At 57.4% G+C, this 15,084-nt stretch carries 10 protein-coding genes and 2 pseudogenes; 6 read left to right on the top strand and 6 right to left on the bottom strand.

The features are described 5' to 3' along the window. Positions 1–9 precede the first annotated feature (9 nt). The 3 genes from RBB32_RS07870 to RBB32_RS07860 all read left to right on the top strand — a co-directional run bounded on the left by RBB32_RS07870 (position 10) and on the right by RBB32_RS07860 (position 4,182). Positions 10–2,073 (top strand): NADH:flavin oxidoreductase, encoded by a 2,064-nt coding sequence (locus RBB32_RS07870; protein WP_306152153.1) that lies wholly within the window; start codon positions 10–12, stop codon positions 2,071–2,073. 238 nt (positions 2,074–2,311) lie between these two features. After that, entirely contained in the window at positions 2,312–3,925 is a 1,614-nt protein-coding gene (locus tag RBB32_RS07865) for an ABC transporter substrate-binding protein (RefSeq protein ID WP_306152152.1), read from the top strand. Positions 3,926–4,008: 83 nt separating this feature from the next. Then, complete coding sequence (locus RBB32_RS07860; protein WP_371931033.1) at positions 4,009–4,182, top strand: hypothetical protein; 174 nt, start codon at positions 4,009–4,011, stop codon at positions 4,180–4,182. Between the two features lie 590 nt (positions 4,183–4,772). On the opposite strand, the gene RBB32_RS07855 is transcribed toward RBB32_RS07860, so the two are convergent. Further along, complete coding sequence (locus tag RBB32_RS07855; protein WP_306152151.1) at positions 4,773–7,157, bottom strand: 1-deoxy-D-xylulose-5-phosphate synthase N-terminal domain-containing protein; 2,385 nt, start codon at positions 7,155–7,157, stop codon at positions 4,773–4,775. Between the two features lie 52 nt (positions 7,158–7,209). Then, complete coding sequence (locus RBB32_RS07850; protein WP_306152150.1) at positions 7,210–8,229, bottom strand: 1-aminocyclopropane-1-carboxylate deaminase; 1,020 nt, start codon at positions 8,227–8,229, stop codon at positions 7,210–7,212. 152 nt (positions 8,230–8,381) lie between these two features. On the opposite strand from RBB32_RS07850, the gene RBB32_RS07845 reads away from it, so the two are divergent. Continuing rightward, the gene (locus RBB32_RS07845) at positions 8,382–8,843 is read left to right on the top strand and encodes an Lrp/AsnC family transcriptional regulator (protein WP_306152149.1); all 462 of its coding nucleotides are present in this window, start codon (positions 8,382–8,384) and stop codon (positions 8,841–8,843) included. A gap of 110 nt (positions 8,844–8,953) precedes the next feature. On the opposite strand, the pseudogene RBB32_RS07840 reads toward RBB32_RS07845, so the two are convergent. The 4 genes and pseudogenes from RBB32_RS07840 to RBB32_RS07825 all read right to left on the bottom strand — a co-directional run. Further along, positions 8,954–9,124 (bottom strand): annotated as a pseudogene (locus RBB32_RS07840) (IS30 family transposase); the annotation flags it as partial. Beyond that, positions 9,117–10,183, bottom strand: a pseudogene (locus RBB32_RS07835) (IS3 family transposase); the annotation flags it as partial. The pseudogenes RBB32_RS07835 and RBB32_RS07840, both read right to left, overlap by 8 nt. A 1,294-nt stretch (positions 10,184–11,477) precedes the next feature. Next, on the bottom strand, positions 11,478–12,338 hold the full coding sequence (locus RBB32_RS07830) for an SMP-30/gluconolactonase/LRE family protein (RefSeq protein ID WP_306152147.1): 861 nt from the start codon (positions 12,336–12,338) through the stop codon (positions 11,478–11,480). Beyond that, positions 12,335–13,237, bottom strand: a complete 903-nt coding sequence (locus RBB32_RS07825; protein WP_306152146.1) for an SDR family NAD(P)-dependent oxidoreductase — start codon at positions 13,235–13,237, stop codon at positions 12,335–12,337. The genes RBB32_RS07830 and RBB32_RS07825 overlap by 4 nt, the downstream gene beginning before the upstream one ends. Positions 13,238–13,321: 84 nt before the next feature. On the opposite strand from RBB32_RS07825, the gene RBB32_RS07820 reads away from it, so the two are divergent. Further along, the gene (locus tag RBB32_RS07820) at positions 13,322–14,194 is read left to right on the top strand and encodes a LysR family transcriptional regulator (protein WP_306152145.1); all 873 of its coding nucleotides are present in this window, start codon (positions 13,322–13,324) and stop codon (positions 14,192–14,194) included. A 200-nt stretch (positions 14,195–14,394) separates the two neighbouring features. After that, positions 14,395–15,024, top strand: coding sequence for a LysE family translocator (locus RBB32_RS07815; RefSeq protein ID WP_306152144.1), 630 nt, complete (start codon positions 14,395–14,397; stop codon positions 15,022–15,024). The last annotated feature ends 60 nt before the right edge of the window (positions 15,025–15,084 follow it).

The raw sequence follows: 15,084 nt of genomic DNA, 5'->3' as shown, positions 1-15,084 counted from the left end.
AGTCGAAGAATGAGTGCGCATTTCGAGACAGGCGAGAAAAAGCACAGCAGCACTCTCTCGAAGGATCCGCTGCTTCAGCCCTTCCAGATCAAGGGCGTCAACTTCAAAAATCGCATCATCAGCACCAGTCATGCCTCGATGCTGGATGACAGCGGTGTGCCGGGTGAACGTTATATTCGCTACCACGAGGAAAAGGCGAGGGGTGGGCTGGCGATGACCATGATTGGTGGTTCCGCGATGAGTTCGGTCGATTCCAGTTGGGGTGGAGGGCAAATCGACCTCGCTGGAGATTCAGTCATTCCCCATCTGCAGCATTTGTCTCAACGCATACATGCCCACGGCGCGAAGGTGATGTCGCAAGTGTCGCACCTGGGCCGTCGAGCGACATCTTTTGCCGCAGGCCACCTGCCTGCTCTGGCCCCGTCCCGCGTACGGGAGACGCGCACTCGGAATTTCCCCCGCGAGATGGATGAGGCAGACATTGCACGCGTAATATCGGACTACGCTGAGGCTGCTCTGCGCTGCAAAGAGGGTGGCCTCGATGGGATCGAAACGGTTACGGGCGGGCATCTTCTGGGGCAGTTCATGTCGCCCGTGACCAATCTGCGCAATGACCGCTTCGGTGGGTCGCTGCAGAATCGTGCCCGGTTCGTGTTGATGGTGCACGAGGCGATCCGGAAGGCTGTAGGCGACGAGATGCTGGTTGGCATCCGCTTCGTGATCGACGAAGCCTCGCCCGAGGGACTGTCGACCTCCGATTGCTTCGAACTCGCGCGTATCCTTGAGGCAGAGGGGCATCTCGATTTCTTCAACGCGATATTCGGGCGTATGGACAGTGATCTCGTTCTGTCTGAACACAACATGCCGGGCATGTTTCAGCGTAGCGCTCCTTTCCTGACAGAGGTCGCAGCATTTCGGCGCGAAACGCAGCTGCCGCTGATGCACGCGGCGGCTGTCCGTGATGTCGCCACCGCGCGCCATGTGATTAGTTCGGGCATCGTTGACCTGGTGGGAATGACGCGCGCCCACATCGCGGACCCGCAAATCGTCCAGAAGCTAATGCAGGGACAAGAGGAGCGGATCCGTCCTTGCGTGGGAGCGTCCTATTGTCTCTACAAGAAGGTCAACTGCGTTCATAATCCGTCGACAGGCCGCGAGACGGTGCTGCCACATGGCGTGCTGCCCGCTTCCGTGCCAAAAACTGCAGTCGTGGTGGGCGGGGGCGCAGCGGGGCTAGAGGCTGCGCGGGTACTTGCCGAACGCGGTCACCGCGTCGTGCTGTTCGAGGCGGGTGCCCGGCTCGGCGGACAGATTCTGGTAGCTGCCGCCGCCGAAGAGCGGCGCGACCTAATCGGCATCGTGGACTGGCGCGTGGCCGAACTGGACCGACTTGGCGTAGACCAACGGTTGAACGCCTTTGTCGATGAAGCAGACGTCCTCGCCGAGCGTCCGGACATCGTCATTATGGCCACCGGGGGCCTGCCCGACCTCGATTGGCTAGAAGGGGCGGAGTATTGCGATACCACTTGGGATATTTTGACCAATGCAGTTCCAAGGCAGCAGGACGTCCTGATCTACGATGCGACGGGCAGGCAGGCGGCGGCATCCTGCGCTCTGAAATTTGGCGAGGCGGGCGCATCCGTCCGGTTTGTGACTCCGGATGATGCTGTGGCGCTGGACATGCCCTATACCGACAAATCGGGCTACCGGCAGCGTTTCGCGCGTTTGAACATCCCGCGCTTGGTGGAACAGAAACTGGTGCGTGTGGAAAAGTCCGGCAATGTCCTACGTGCTACGCTGCGGCATGAGCTGAGCAATGTTGAGAGCCAGCACGTGGCAGAGCAAATCGTGATTGAACACGGTTCGGTCCCTTTCGACGAGGCATATGCCGCTCTGCGGGCAAATTCACGCAACGACGGCAAAACGGACCTGGAGTGGTTGCTCGACCGCAGGGAAACACCGACCAAAATTCGTTCCGAAGGATACGAGCTTCACCAGATCGGCGACGCGGTGTCGAGCCGTGACATCTATTCCGCGATTCAGGATGCCTTCAGGCTTTGCCGGAAGCTTTAGATCGGCGTTCCCGCCGTTCTCCCGTTCCAGAAAATATTAACCAATAGGAGAATCATTATTGATCAAAAAACCTAAAGACTTCGGCCAGCTTCCCTTGCTTGGACAGGGGAGCATGACCGGTGCTCGGCGGGTCAAAACAACCCACCATGACAAGATATAGAGCACGGTTTCCGGCCAACATTTCAAATCAATGGCCATAACCAATCCGCAAGCCAAAACAGCAACAGGGAACAAATCCATGACCAACAAGACACCCACTAACTGGACCCGGCGCGACGACGCCCTGATCGAAGACGCGATCCGCCGCGGCGCCACCCGCCGCGACCTTCTCAAGATGCTGATAAGCTCGGGCGTCGCGCTCGGCGCCGGTGGCAGCCTTCTCATGAAGGCCGGCCAGGCCGTCGCCGACACCCCCAAGACGGGCGGCCACATGAAGGCGGCCGGCTGGTCGTCATCCACCGCCGACACGCTCGACCCGGCCAAGGCGACGCTCTCCACCGATTACACGCGCTGCTGCGCGCTCTATAATCGCCTGACCTTCCTCAACGAGGCGGGCGAAGTCGACATGGAGCTGGCCGAGTCGATCGAATCGAGTGACGCCAAGACCTGGCAGGTCAAGCTGCGCTCGGGCATCTCGTTCCATGACGGCAAGCCCTTCACCTCCGCTGACGTGGTGTTCTCGCTCAAGCGCCATCTCGATCCGGATGTTGGCTCTGCCGTGAATTCAATCGCCAAGCAGATGAAGGAGATCGAAGCCGAAGACGACCTTTCGCTGCGCATCGTGCTGGTCGAACCCAATGCCGACCTGCCCACGATCCTGTCGTTGCACCACTTCCTGATCGTGGCCGACGGGACCACCGATTTCTCCAAGGGCAACGGCACCGGCGCCTTCATGCTCGAGGAATTCGAGCCCGGCGTACGCTCCATCGCGGTGCGTAATCCGAACTACTTCAAGAACGAGGGCCCCTATCTCGATAGCTTCGAATTCTTCGCTATTTCTGACAACAATGCACGCGTCAATGCACTTTTGTCTGGCGATGTTCATATTGCTGGGTCGGTCAACGCGCGCTCCCTGCGAATGATGGAAGGGCACGCGAATGTCGGTACCCTGATCAGCACTTCTGGTAATTACACTAACCTCAACATCCGCCTTCATGTAGAGCCGGGAGACAAGCCAGGTTTCATCGAGGGCATGAAACATTTGATCAACCGTGAACTGATTCAGCGCTCAGTTTTCCGGGGGCAGGCGGAGGTCGGCAATGACCAGCCCGTCTCCCCGGCGAATAGGTACCACAACACCGAACTCAAGCCGCGCGACTTCGATCCCGAACGCGCCCGCGCCTTGTTCGAGAAAGCCGGTCTGCTGGGCCAGACGATCCCGGTCGTCGCATCCGATGCCGCCAACGCTTCAATTGATATTGCTTCCATTATGCAACAGGCCGGAGCCGAGATCGGCATGAACTTCGACGTGCAGCGCGTGCCTTCGGATGGCTACTGGGCGAACTACTGGCGGAAAGCCCCAATTCATTTTGCGAATATCAATCCGCGCCCGACGCCGGACATCCTGTTCTCGCTGCTCTACAGCTCGGAGGCACCCTGGAACGAAAGCCAGTATCAATCGAAGAAATTCGACAACATGTTGGTCGAAGCGCGCGGGTTGCTCGACGAGAGCAAGCGCACTGACATATACTGGGAGATGCAAGAGATGGTCGCCAACGATGCAGGCACCATCATCCCGACTTATATCTCGAATATCGACGGATTGGCTACCAACCTCAAGGGCATGCGTTCCAATCCGCTTGGTCCCATGATGGGGTTTGCCTTTCCGGAATACGTCTGGCTGGATGCGTGATTACATGGTCCAGTATCGCTAGCGCATGGATGTGAACCGCCCCGGGTTTTCCGGAAGCTCCAAATCGAGGAAGGATTGGAGCCATGGAAAAAGACAACAGAGCGAACCGCTATTCACCTGAGACACGCGCGCGAACCATGCGGTTGGTGTTCGATAACCAGGGTAACTACGAGAGTCAGTCGGCAGCGATCAAGGCGATTGCGCCGAAGATCGGCTGCGGCCGCGACACATTGCGGGACAATTCGGACTTCCGGTGAACGGCTGCTATGCTCCGATCCAGAGGGTTATTAGAGCCGCTTTGGGCGCGTGATCACCGCCCACAAGGTGCCGGATCCTTGACCAAACGTGCTCGGCTATTTGAACGTTCTGATCTGAGCCTTCCGCACCGAAGGGTATGACACGATGCACTGAGATCGAACCCAGCCAGAAAAGGTGCTTGGCGTGATCCTTCGAGAAGGTCACCAATACACACCGATGGGGCAGCGCGTTCAGGGGAGCGAGCACGCTGTGATAAACTCCAACTTTGCTGCCGATAGAGAACATGCCACAGCCTCCCAAACCTGGTGAGTCTCATCAGGCGCACTGATCAGCAGCAATCCGACAGACCTTAGATGGCCGTCAATCCTTCGGACGGTCGCGGTTGCAATGTCGAGCGTTTCGGGTGCGCAAGCGACAAGGCGCGCGCACCCCTGCCCGGTGCCTGGTGCCAATATGCCAGAGCCTTATCCATGATCTAAAGCGTTTCGCGAAAAACCTGAATGATAGATTTTCGCGAAACGCAGTGCTCCGCTCAATCGTTGCACGCGTTCCGCCTTTCGCCGATGTCTCGGGTTAAAGGCGGAACGCTTTAAATGATTGCTCCCATGGATTGAGCGATTTCCAACCCTGTCGGCAGTGCCTTGCGAGCTTCGTTAACGATGGCGTCGCGATTGATGCCATAGTGGCGGTAGAGATCGCCAATCGTTCCCGTTTGCCCAAAATGCTCCACTCCAAGCGGGATGGTTCGATGCCCGGCAACAGAGCCCAGCCATGAAAGCGTGGCCGGATGTCCATCCAGGACGGTTAGTACCTTGCAGTGCTTGGGCAAGCCGAGCATCATTTTCTCGATATGACAGGTCGCCTTGCGGTCGCCACGTGCCCGGCTGCGCTGTGCTGCCGTCCAGCCAGCGTTCAGCCGATCAGCAGAGGTGACAGCGAGCACGCCTATATCCCGATGCGTCTCGGCCAATCGGCCGGCTGCCTCGATTGCATCGTTGGCGACAGCACCCTGATAGGCAATGACGATCTCACAGTTCGGCCCAGGCTTTCGGAGCCAATATGCACCATCAATGGCACCTTGCCGGAAATCATCATCGACGCGCTGTCCTGGTTGCTCCAATGGCTTTGTGGTCAGGCGTAGATAAACTGAGCCACCTGTTTCATCCCGCAACCATGTGCGCTCATCCAGATCGCTTTCGCCGTCACGCTGTATGTAGTCGAAGGCCCATTCCATGATGACAGCGAGTTCATCCGCGAAGGCTGGCTCAAAACTGGCAAGCCCGTCCTGAGCCATGCCCGTGAGTGGTGTGCCTACGGATTGGTGCGCCCCTCCTTCTGGGGCAAGTGTGACACCGGACGGTGTGCCCACGATCATGAAGCGTGCATCCTGGTAACAGGCGTAGTTGAGCGCATCCAGCCCGCGATGAACAAAGGGGTCGTAGACAGTGCCAATGGGGATGACCCGCTTGCCCCAAAGACTGTGCGATAGCCCGGCAGCGCCAAGCAGCAGAAACAGATTCATTTCTGCAATGCCCAATTCAAGGTGCTGGCCTTCGGGCGCGAAATTCCATTTGGCCGTTGATGGAATGCGATGCTCGATAAACGCATCCTTCTGCGCTTCACGCGCAAAGAGCTTGCGCCGGTTGACGAAAGCTCCGAGCCCCGTAGTGCCCGTCACATCCGGCGAGGTGGTCATGATCCGCGCCGCAAGATCGCTGTCCCCTTTGGACAGCTCATCAAGGATCTTGCCGAACGCGGCCTGCGTCGATGTCTCGCGATCCGTCGCAAATTCGATCTTGGGCACGGTGAGTTTCGCGTCGGCAAAGCGCCGCAGGCCTTTCGCGAAAAACGGAACGTCGGACAAGAAGGCTTTCAGCCCAGCCTCATCATCCACCGCAGCAAACGGCTCCCATTCCTGTCCTTCAAGCACGCCCATGTATTTCTGCCACTCTGCCATCTGCGCCTTGGTCATCAGGCCACCGTGGTTGTCCTTGTGCCCTGCAATCGGCGTGCCCCAGCCTTTGACGGTGTAGGCAAGAAAACAGGTCGGGCGGTCATGGTCGATGGCGGCAAAGGTATCTGCCATGGTTTGCACGCAGTTACCGCCGAGATTTTCCATCAGATCCGCAAGTTCGGCATCGCTGCGCTTCCCAAGCAGAGCCGTCACGTCTCCCTGATCGCCCAAATCGTCCATCAGGCGCTTTCGCCAGACCTCGCCGCCCATATAGGTCAGCGCGGAGTATTCAGCGTTCGGACAAGCGTCGATCCAGGCGCGCAGCTTGTCGCCCCCCGGTTCTTCAAATGCGGCACGCTGCAATTCACCGTATTTGACCTTGATCACATCCCAGCCAAACGCATCGAAGATCTTTTCTATCCGCTCAAAGAGACCTTCGCGCACGACCCCATCGAGCGATTGGCGATTGTAGTCGATGATCCACCAGGTGTTGCGCAGGTCGTTCTTCCACCCCTCTTGCAACACCTCATAGATATTGCCCTCATCCATTTCCGCATCACCGACCAGGGCCACCATGCGGCCCACCTCGGTATCTGCGCCCCATTCCTTTGCTTTGATGAAGTCTTGTACCATCGAAGCGAGCACGGTAATTCCGACGCCCAAACCTACTGACCCGGTAGAGAAATCTACGTCATCCACATCTTTGGTACGACTTGGATAGCTTTGCACCCCACCAAAGCCGCGAAAGTTCTCCATCTTCTCGCGGCTCTGGTTGCCCATCAGATATTGCATCGCGTGAAACACCGGCGATGCATGGGGTTTGACCGCAACCCGGTCCTCTGGCCGAAGCGTCGAGAAATAAAGCGCCGTCATGATGGAGACCATGGAAGCGGAGGACGCCTGATGCCCGCCAATCTTGATCCCATCCGTTTTAGAACGGATGTGATTGGCATTGTGGATCATCCAATGCGACAGCCAAAGCAGCCGTTGTTCAATGGTTTTCAGATGCGCATTGGACATGAGGAGACCTCTCTCAGGTTGGGCTTAGATTTGGTTGGTGGTAAGCGAGCGATCAGCCGTCCTTGTAGTAGTAGCTATAGCCGTTCAACGCCGGAGCACCGCCAAGGTGGGCGTAGAGAACCTTGGAACCCTTCGGGAAGAATCCTTTCTTGGCGAGGTCGATCATGCCTTGCATGGATTTTCCCTCATAAACCGGGTCCGTCATCATGGCTTCGGTCTTTGCTGCCAACCGGATTGCCTCATTGGTTTCCTCGGAGGGAACACCGTAGGCGGGATAGGCATAGTCCGGATTGATGTGAATTTCATCGTCGCGAACCTTGCGGCCAAGACCGACCAACTCAGCAGTGTTGTCGACGATCTCGCGGACCTGTGCCTTGGTCTGATCCAACGTTCCTGACGCGTCGATGCCGATCACACGATCTGCACGATCCTGCGCAGCGAAACCGACGATCATCCCGCCTTGAGTTGAGCCTGTCACGACACAGACCACGATATAGTCAAATTTGAAGCCCAGTTCTGCCTCTTGCTCGGCCACCTCTTCGGCAAAGCCGATATAGCCAAGTGCGCCGTACTTGTGCACCGATGCTCCCGCCGGAATCGGATAGGGTTTGCCGCCTGTATCTTCGACAGATTTGATCGCATCTTCCCAACTTTTGCGAATGCCGATGTCAAAGCCGTCATCCACAAGGCGTGAATCCGCGCCCATAAGGCGGGTCAACATGATGTTTCCAACGCGATCGTAAACCGCGTCGTAATGTGGCACCCACTTTTCCTGGATAACCACGCAATTCATGCCGATTTTGGCAGCTGTCGCAGCTACCATACGCGTGTGATTGGATTGCACACCGCCGATGGAAACGAGCGTATCTGCACCGCTCGCGATGGCGTCGGGCACGATGTATTCCAGCTTGCGCAACTTGTTGCCGCCAAAGGCTAGGCCGGAATTGCAGTCTTCCCGCTTGGCGTAAAATTCGACATCCGCGCCGACGGCTTCGGTCAATCGTGGCAAATGCTCGATGGCGGTTTTTCCAAAGGTCAGCGGGTAGTGTTCGAATTTGTCGAGTAGCGACATGGGCGATCTCCTGTTTTGCTTGCCTAAACGGTAGCAGAGAGATGGCGGAAGGTGCTTCCCAATTGCGGGTGCAGTTTTTTCTTTTCTTCCTCACTTTGACATATAGATATTTAAAATTGTAATCTGCAGGATAAAAAACGGAAGAATCTTTCATGAGCAGCCTAGATCGAATCGACAAGAGTATTCTTCGAAATCTTCAATCTGACGGTCGGCTCACGAACGCCGAGCTTGCAAAAGCCGTGAATGTCAGTCCCGCGACGTGCCACAGACGCACCCAGGCCCTCTTTGATGAAGGGCATGTCTCGCGCGTTGTTGCCCAGGTAAACCCATCGTCGGTCAGTCTGGGAACTTTGGTGATGGTCGGTGTCGTTCTGGACCGCTCCACACCTGAGAGTTTTGCGGCCTTTGAAAATGCGGTGTCCGACATGAATGAACTACTGGACTGCCATCTGGTAGCAGGAGATTTTGACTACCTGCTGAAAATCCGAGTCAGCGACATGAATGACTTCAACACCATGCACAACAAGATGCTGATCGCTTTGCCGGGTGTCCGCCAAATTCGGACGTTCTTCGTGCTGAAGGAAATCAAGGAGAATGCTCCGCTGGCTTTTTGAGCGCAGTCATTCGCTGCGCTCTGACGAATGAGCAACTTGGGCTCAGCGCCGACATTTTTCGCGTTGCGGCGCAAATAAAGACGCCGAAAGACAGCAACGCGGGTGCGGATTCAACGGACCCCCGCAACACACTGGGCAAACTTCTCTGCCGGGGTTTCGTATTGCAAGGTCTTCCTCGGGCGTTCGTTGAGCTGTCTGGCAACCGCACTGAGTTTCGCTTGACTGTAGGTCAACATATCGAGGCCGCGCGGGAAGTACTGGCGTAGAAGCCGGTTGGTGTTTTAGGATCTGCTCTGCGCGCCCGTAATAGACGTCAGCGGGCGTCAGGTTCCCAAGGCTCTCATGGTAGCGTTGGTTGTTGTAGTATTCGACGAAGGCCCCGATCTGGCGCTCGAGATCACCGGGCAGAAAGTAATGCTTAAGCAGGATATGGTTCTTCATGGTCTGGTGCCACCGTTCGATCTTGCCTTAGGTCTGTGGGTGGTAGGGTGCGCCGCGGACATGATTCATGCCCTTTTCATCGGGGTAATCCGCCAAGTCCCCCGCGATGTAAGAGGCACCGTTATCGCTGAGAAGTCTTGGCTTGGCGACCACGGTTGCGCAGTCACATCCCGAGGCCTCCAGTGCCAGGTCGAGCGTAGCGGTCACGTTCTCAGCCTTCATCGTCATGCAAAGCTGCCAGGCGATGATGTAGCGGCTGTAATCATCGAGGATAGCCGACAGGTAGAACCAACCCCAGCCCAAAACCTTCAGATAGGTGAAGTCAACTTGCCACAGCTCGTTGAGGCGCGTGATTTCATCCCGGAACTCATTGGCCGCCTTCATCACGATTTGCGCCGGTGCCGTCACCAGGTCTTCCGCCTTCAGGATGCGGTAAATCGATGATTCCGACACAAAATACTGCGTTTCGTCTGTGTACTTCACCGCCAGCTCACGAGGTGTCAGACCTTCGTGCTCGAGCGCGAACTCGATAATGTCCGCCCAGGTCTCATCCGGGGGGGCGGTTCCACACAGACCCCGGATGGGACCGCCTGTCCTCAAGCGCGTCAAGCCCACCCTCGGACCAGCGGTCATATCCCATCGCCTGACGGGCGGGCATATGCGAGGCTTCGACGGTGCGGATGATCTCCAGCTTTTCCGATGCAGGATACCTTATACCTCGTACTCCCCATCCCCGATCATGCTTGTTTGAGCAGACGGTTTTCCAAGATCAGGTCGGCAACGACTTCCCTAAGCGTGGCCGATTCCGAGCGCAGCTCCTTGACCTCAGGAGAGGTCACCTGGCGGGCAGTATCTCCGGCCAAGCGTTGCTTGCCCGCCTCGCGAAATTCCTTTGGCCAGCTTGTCGGCCGCGTCCTTCGATATTTCGGATTTCTGGTTCATCTTCGCCACTTGATAGCCACGATGAACCAGAAATCCTCGGTTACGAAAACCTCAAATCTGTCCCATAGGCGCTGATGCCAGACAGCCGAGGTCAATGGCTTAAAGATAGATAGGGACCGGTACGTCTTATTCTCTCATCTGCGCACCAAGATTATACAGAGATACTTCAGGGATCACCCGTTTCGGAGGTTCTCGCTGATCGGGACCACGCGGTATTCAAACGCACCTCGGAATGCAGCAGGCTTCGAAATACCCGCTCTGTTCAATAACATCAGTGCTCCGCGCAAGGTTGACCGTTGAGCGGAACTTTCGCTGTCAACAGAAACCCAGCCTGATGGCGTAGGAGGCCATGATCAGGCGCTGGTTTCACCTTTTCGGGTGATTGCGCCGCAAACGCTTCACCAGCACGATACCCGCACACATTGTGGTCAGTTCGCCCTACGCGACATGGGACCGGGCACCATGGGCATTGAGTGATCAAATCGAGGAAGATGGGAAAATGAGAAATTTAGTGGTTTCTGCATTCATCGGAATGATGTGCATGGTTTCGCTGCCTGCAACGGCCGCGGACTGTGGGAAGGAATTCAATGGGCAATGGGTCCTTGCTGAGCGTTACCATAGCAACCAGTTTGGGTACTACACTTTTTCATACGCATACAATTCCCACGTTGGAAAGGCAGTCATGATCGAGTGGGACTCCCAAACCACAAGGGGAGGTTTTCCGCTCGGTAGCGGTATGCCCGGTCGTAAAGGGGTTAGAATTCTGCAGATGGTCAATAGTTTGAGTGACGGCAACCTAGAAGTCCGTTCTTTAGGGCGGGGCAAATGCGATCTCCTTTTCACAGGACCACCCAGGGTTCCGGTGGACAAATACGGCGCTGCCTCGCGCAATATTTCTCGGAAGGCTCGCCTGACCCACAATGGGAGGACAATGACGTGGTGTTGGGTCGAGTCCGGCCATATGGCGGGAGATTGCAAAACGTACGAGTTACAAAGGTAGACTAAGCGTCGACGGAAATTGGCCTGCTGCTATCTCTAGCGACGCCTTTCGCGTCAAATATGCGTTGAATCAATCAGTAACGAAGGGCGAAAGGCAATTGTGCCAAGCCGTAACCACCTAGTTGAAGATCGGCGGCCCCTAGGCCACAAAGCAGCCATTCAATTGTGTGCAGCGAGCGGTAGCAAAGTCCAAGGTCCGCTATTCGTCATCAACCATGAAGTTCGATGCGATGGAGATGAGCGGCGCACCCATCATCGGAGGGCGTCATAGTAATCCAACCGTAAGAGTGAGCCGAACAGCGGTGCATCACTGAGCTGTGCGTCCGACAACCCGATGCGAGCGCTCGTGACGAACAGGGTTCGGCCATCGCCGCCGAAGGCGCAGCTTGTCGGGCGTGGCACGGGCAAGGGGATCAATCGTTCGACCGACCCGTCCGGCACAATCCGGGCGATTGCTGTACTATCGAACAATACGCTGAGGAGGTGCCCTTCAGCATCCCTCGTCAGCCCGTCCGGCTTGCCCTCCGACGGGTCCATGCTGCAGAACACCCGTCGGTTTTGGATCGTCCCCGAAACGGCGTTGAAATCGTAGGCATAGATCTCACCCTTATGCGAGTCCGTAAAATAGAAGGTTCGACCATCGCGGCTCCACTCCAGACCGTTGGGCAGGTCGAAGCCGGTATCGGCAACATGCCACGTGCCGTCGGGATCAAACCGGTAAAGAATGCCGCCGCCCTTCTTCCCGTCCCTATTCATGAACCCGGTCCACAGCCGACCATATGTATCGAATTTTCCGTCGTTGAAGCGGAAGGTCGGATCGGCGTGCGGTGCCCCGGCGAAGCGCTCGATCTCACCGTCAGCACCCAGGCGAGCAAGCCCATCCTCAAGGCCGAGGACAATGTCTCCTGACGGGTTTTGCGCAAGAAGTCCGATGCTGGAAGGTGTTGCCACGACCTCGCTGGTCCCATCTTCGGGATTGTAGATGTGCAGTTGTTTCCCCGTAATATCGATCCACAGCAGGCGGGCGTGCCGCGCACTCCATATCGGGCTTTCTCCGATCATCGCGTCGGCTTTGGTGGCAACGGCGATATCCGTACTCTCACGCCTCATCATCTTGCCTCCGGTGCGAGGCATGCGATCCTGTCCCACACGGCAGCGACCGCGCCGGGGCTGTCGGCAGCAACCGCGCGCAGGTCGCGAGGGTAGTCTACCCCCCCTGCCTCTACCGCGCGCGCTGCATGGAACTGGCCGTTCGCCGCGCGCAGCACCCAGCCGCCTTCCGTGCAGGCGTTGGAGGCCAGGAACGCCACTCCGGGTGCAACCGCCGATGGCTTCAGGTCCTCCGGTTCACCCTCGACGCCCCACATGCGGGTCTTGGCGACCGGAGACACTGCGTTGACGACAATTCCATGCTCGGCACCCTCGTCGGCGAGGACGTTCATGACCCCCACAGCCGCCATCTTGGCGGCCGCATAGGAAGTAAGGCCTTTCTGGACATATTGCGGATAGAGAGCCCGGCAGGAGGTGGTGATGACAATCCTGCCATAGTTGGCCCCGCGCATTCCGGTCCATGCAACCTGAGCAAGCCAGAGCGGCGCCTTGGCCGTGACCGCCATCATGTGGTCGAAAGACGGCTCCTTGAGATCTTCGATCCGTTCATACGCAACCCAGCCGGCATTGTGGATCAGCGCATCCAGCCGACCGCACAACGCGATACAGTCACGGACAAGCGCACGGCATCCGTCCGGCGTGTCGATCGCGCCCGCAAAGGGATGGGCATCGATCCCTTCCGCGCGAAGCGCAGCAGCGGCGGTTTCCGCAATCGTGCCGTCCCGGCCGCACCCATCGGACTCTGCACCGACGTCATGCAGCAGGACCGTCGCCCCGAGTTGACCGATACTGCGGGCATAGGCCAACCCCAAGCCCCGACCGGCACCAGTAACGAGCACGGCCTGTCCTTTGAAATCTGGTTCTTTCATCATGGCATCCTCCATTGCGGGGAAGATGGCCATGTCGGTATGATACTTCCAATATAAAATATGGTCTTATTCAATATGCCTGACATATCAAAAGTTACACCTGCCATCGGGCGCGGAATGATTGATCTTCGAAAGATGGAACAATTCGTCGCCGTTGCCGAGGAGCGTCATTTCCACCGTGCGGCCAACCGGCTCGGCATGTCGCAGCCGCCCCTGACGGTCGCGATCCGAAAGCTCGAAGAGGATCTCGGCATCGAGTTGCTCGACCGGGGGCAGAACCGGGTTCTGGGCCTGACCGCCGCCGGGCTAACCTTCCTTCGTGAAGCTCGCGAGACGTTGCGCCAAGCCGACCACGCAATCACCACAGCGCGTGACACGGCCGCAGGCCGCACGGGGCTCATCCGGCTTGGTTACGTCGGAAGCGCGCTTTATGGTCGGCTGCCCGACACGATCCGGGAATTCAGAAATGCGCGACCACATGTTCGGCTGGAACTGCGTGAGGCAACGACGGCAAGCCAAATCGCAGGCCTACGGGGCGGCTCACTGGATGCCGGAGTCATCATCCCGCCAATCGCGCAGACCGCAGGCATCGAGCTTCGCGACTTTGACAAGGACAAGCTCTCCATCGCCCTGCCATCGGACCATCATCTGGCCGATAAAGACGATCTTTGCCTGCCTGACATTGCTGACGAGGATTTCGTACTATGGCCTATGGTCGAGGGACGCGGCTTCCATCTTCAGGTCATTCGGCTGTGCGCCGAGGCAGGGTTCGTACCTCGGGTAACGCAAGAGGCGCATGGGATTCATGCCGTCTTGTCTCTCGTCGCGGTCGGCGCCGGCGTGGCGATTGTCCCGGAAAGTATGCAGCAATTCCGCCCCGGCCAAGTAACCTATCGATCCATTGCTGCGGCCGGTGCGGACTTCCCGCTATGTCTGGCCGTCCTTGAGCCAAGCCCCGCCACAGCGGCGTTTGTAAAGATGGCCTCTTGAGGCGGCACCGCGTACCGATACCGAAGGTCTCCGAGAAAAGTTGCCTTTCGTGCGCTCTGCAGCATTCCGTAGAATGGGCTCGGAGCAATCGTATGCCACAAGGCACCTGAAGGACGACGCCGCGGATGGAGCTCCCATCTGGTAGGGGTGATCATTTTCTAAACGGATGTTAGCTTGCATGGACAAATTGGGAGCAACTTATGACATTTGAAATCTGGACGATTTACGCAGCAACCGTACTCGCCTTGATGAGCACGCCAGGGCCGAGCCAGCTTCTTATGTTGTCTAATAGCGGGGCTCATGGACTTCGAAGGTCACTCGCAACTGCGGCGGGTGATCTTTCAGCAAACTCTCTGCAAATGCTGGCGGCGGGTTTGGGTTTGGCAGCGATCATCGCGGCTTCAGGTGCTGCGCTCGCATTTATTAAGTGGGCTGGAGTTGCTTACCTGATCTGGCTCGGCATCCGTATGATAAGAAGAGCAAAACCCGGTAGTCCCCTAGCCAATGACACTGAACGAAACGTGTCGCTCGGCAATCTCTGGATGCAAGGATTTCTTACGTCGGCAGCCAACCCCAAAGCTGTTGTCTTCTTTGCAGCTCTTTTTCCGCAGTTCATAGCCGCTGACCACTCGTTCTGGCCTCAGTTTCTAACTTTGTCCGCGACATACATTATCATGGATGGGCTGTTTCTTTCAGCTTACGGGGCCGGGGCAAGTTGGATCGCGGCTCGATTCAAAGGGGCTGCGAAAGTTTGGATAGAGCGCATCGGAGGCAGCTTCATGATCGTTGCAGCGATCATGTTGGGTCTCAAGTCGATTTCGCGACAGTAGTCAGTATGGGCTCAGGCCGGTTGTCCACCGCGCTCCGCCTGGGGGACTGGACTGCGGGGC

The sequence above is a fragment of the Roseovarius sp. MMSF_3281 genome, assembly GCF_030733685.1.
GTDB lineage: Bacteria > Pseudomonadota > Alphaproteobacteria > Rhodobacterales > Rhodobacteraceae > Roseovarius.
Note: the sequence above shows the minus strand (reverse complement) of the source record. Positions and strands in the feature narration are given on the sequence as shown.

Bases quoted from the DNA above. Each gene is read 5' to 3' on its own strand.
- RBB32_RS07860 (WP_371931033.1), top strand. From the start codon at position 4,009: ATGGAAAAAGACAACAGAGCGAACCGCTATTCACCTGAGACACGCGCG.
- RBB32_RS07820 (WP_306152145.1), top strand. From the start codon at position 13,322: ATGATTGATCTTCGAAAGATGGAACAATTCGTCGCCGTTGCCGAGGAG.
- RBB32_RS07850 (WP_306152150.1), bottom strand. From the start codon at position 8,229: ATGTCGCTACTCGACAAATTCGAACACTACCCGCTGACCTTTGGAAAA.
- RBB32_RS07870 (WP_306152153.1), top strand. From the start codon at position 10: ATGAGTGCGCATTTCGAGACAGGCGAGAAAAAGCACAGCAGCACTCTC.
- RBB32_RS07855 (WP_306152151.1), bottom strand. From the start codon at position 7,157: ATGTCCAATGCGCATCTGAAAACCATTGAACAACGGCTGCTTTGGCTG.
- RBB32_RS07845 (WP_306152149.1), top strand. From the start codon at position 8,382: ATGAGCAGCCTAGATCGAATCGACAAGAGTATTCTTCGAAATCTTCAA.
- RBB32_RS07865 (WP_306152152.1), top strand. From the start codon at position 2,312: ATGACCAACAAGACACCCACTAACTGGACCCGGCGCGACGACGCCCTG.
- RBB32_RS07825 (WP_306152146.1), bottom strand. From the start codon at position 13,237: ATGGCCATCTTCCCCGCAATGGAGGATGCCATGATGAAAGAACCAGAT.
- RBB32_RS07815 (WP_306152144.1), top strand. From the start codon at position 14,395: ATGACATTTGAAATCTGGACGATTTACGCAGCAACCGTACTCGCCTTG.
- RBB32_RS07830 (WP_306152147.1), bottom strand. From the start codon at position 12,338: ATGATGAGGCGTGAGAGTACGGATATCGCCGTTGCCACCAAAGCCGAC.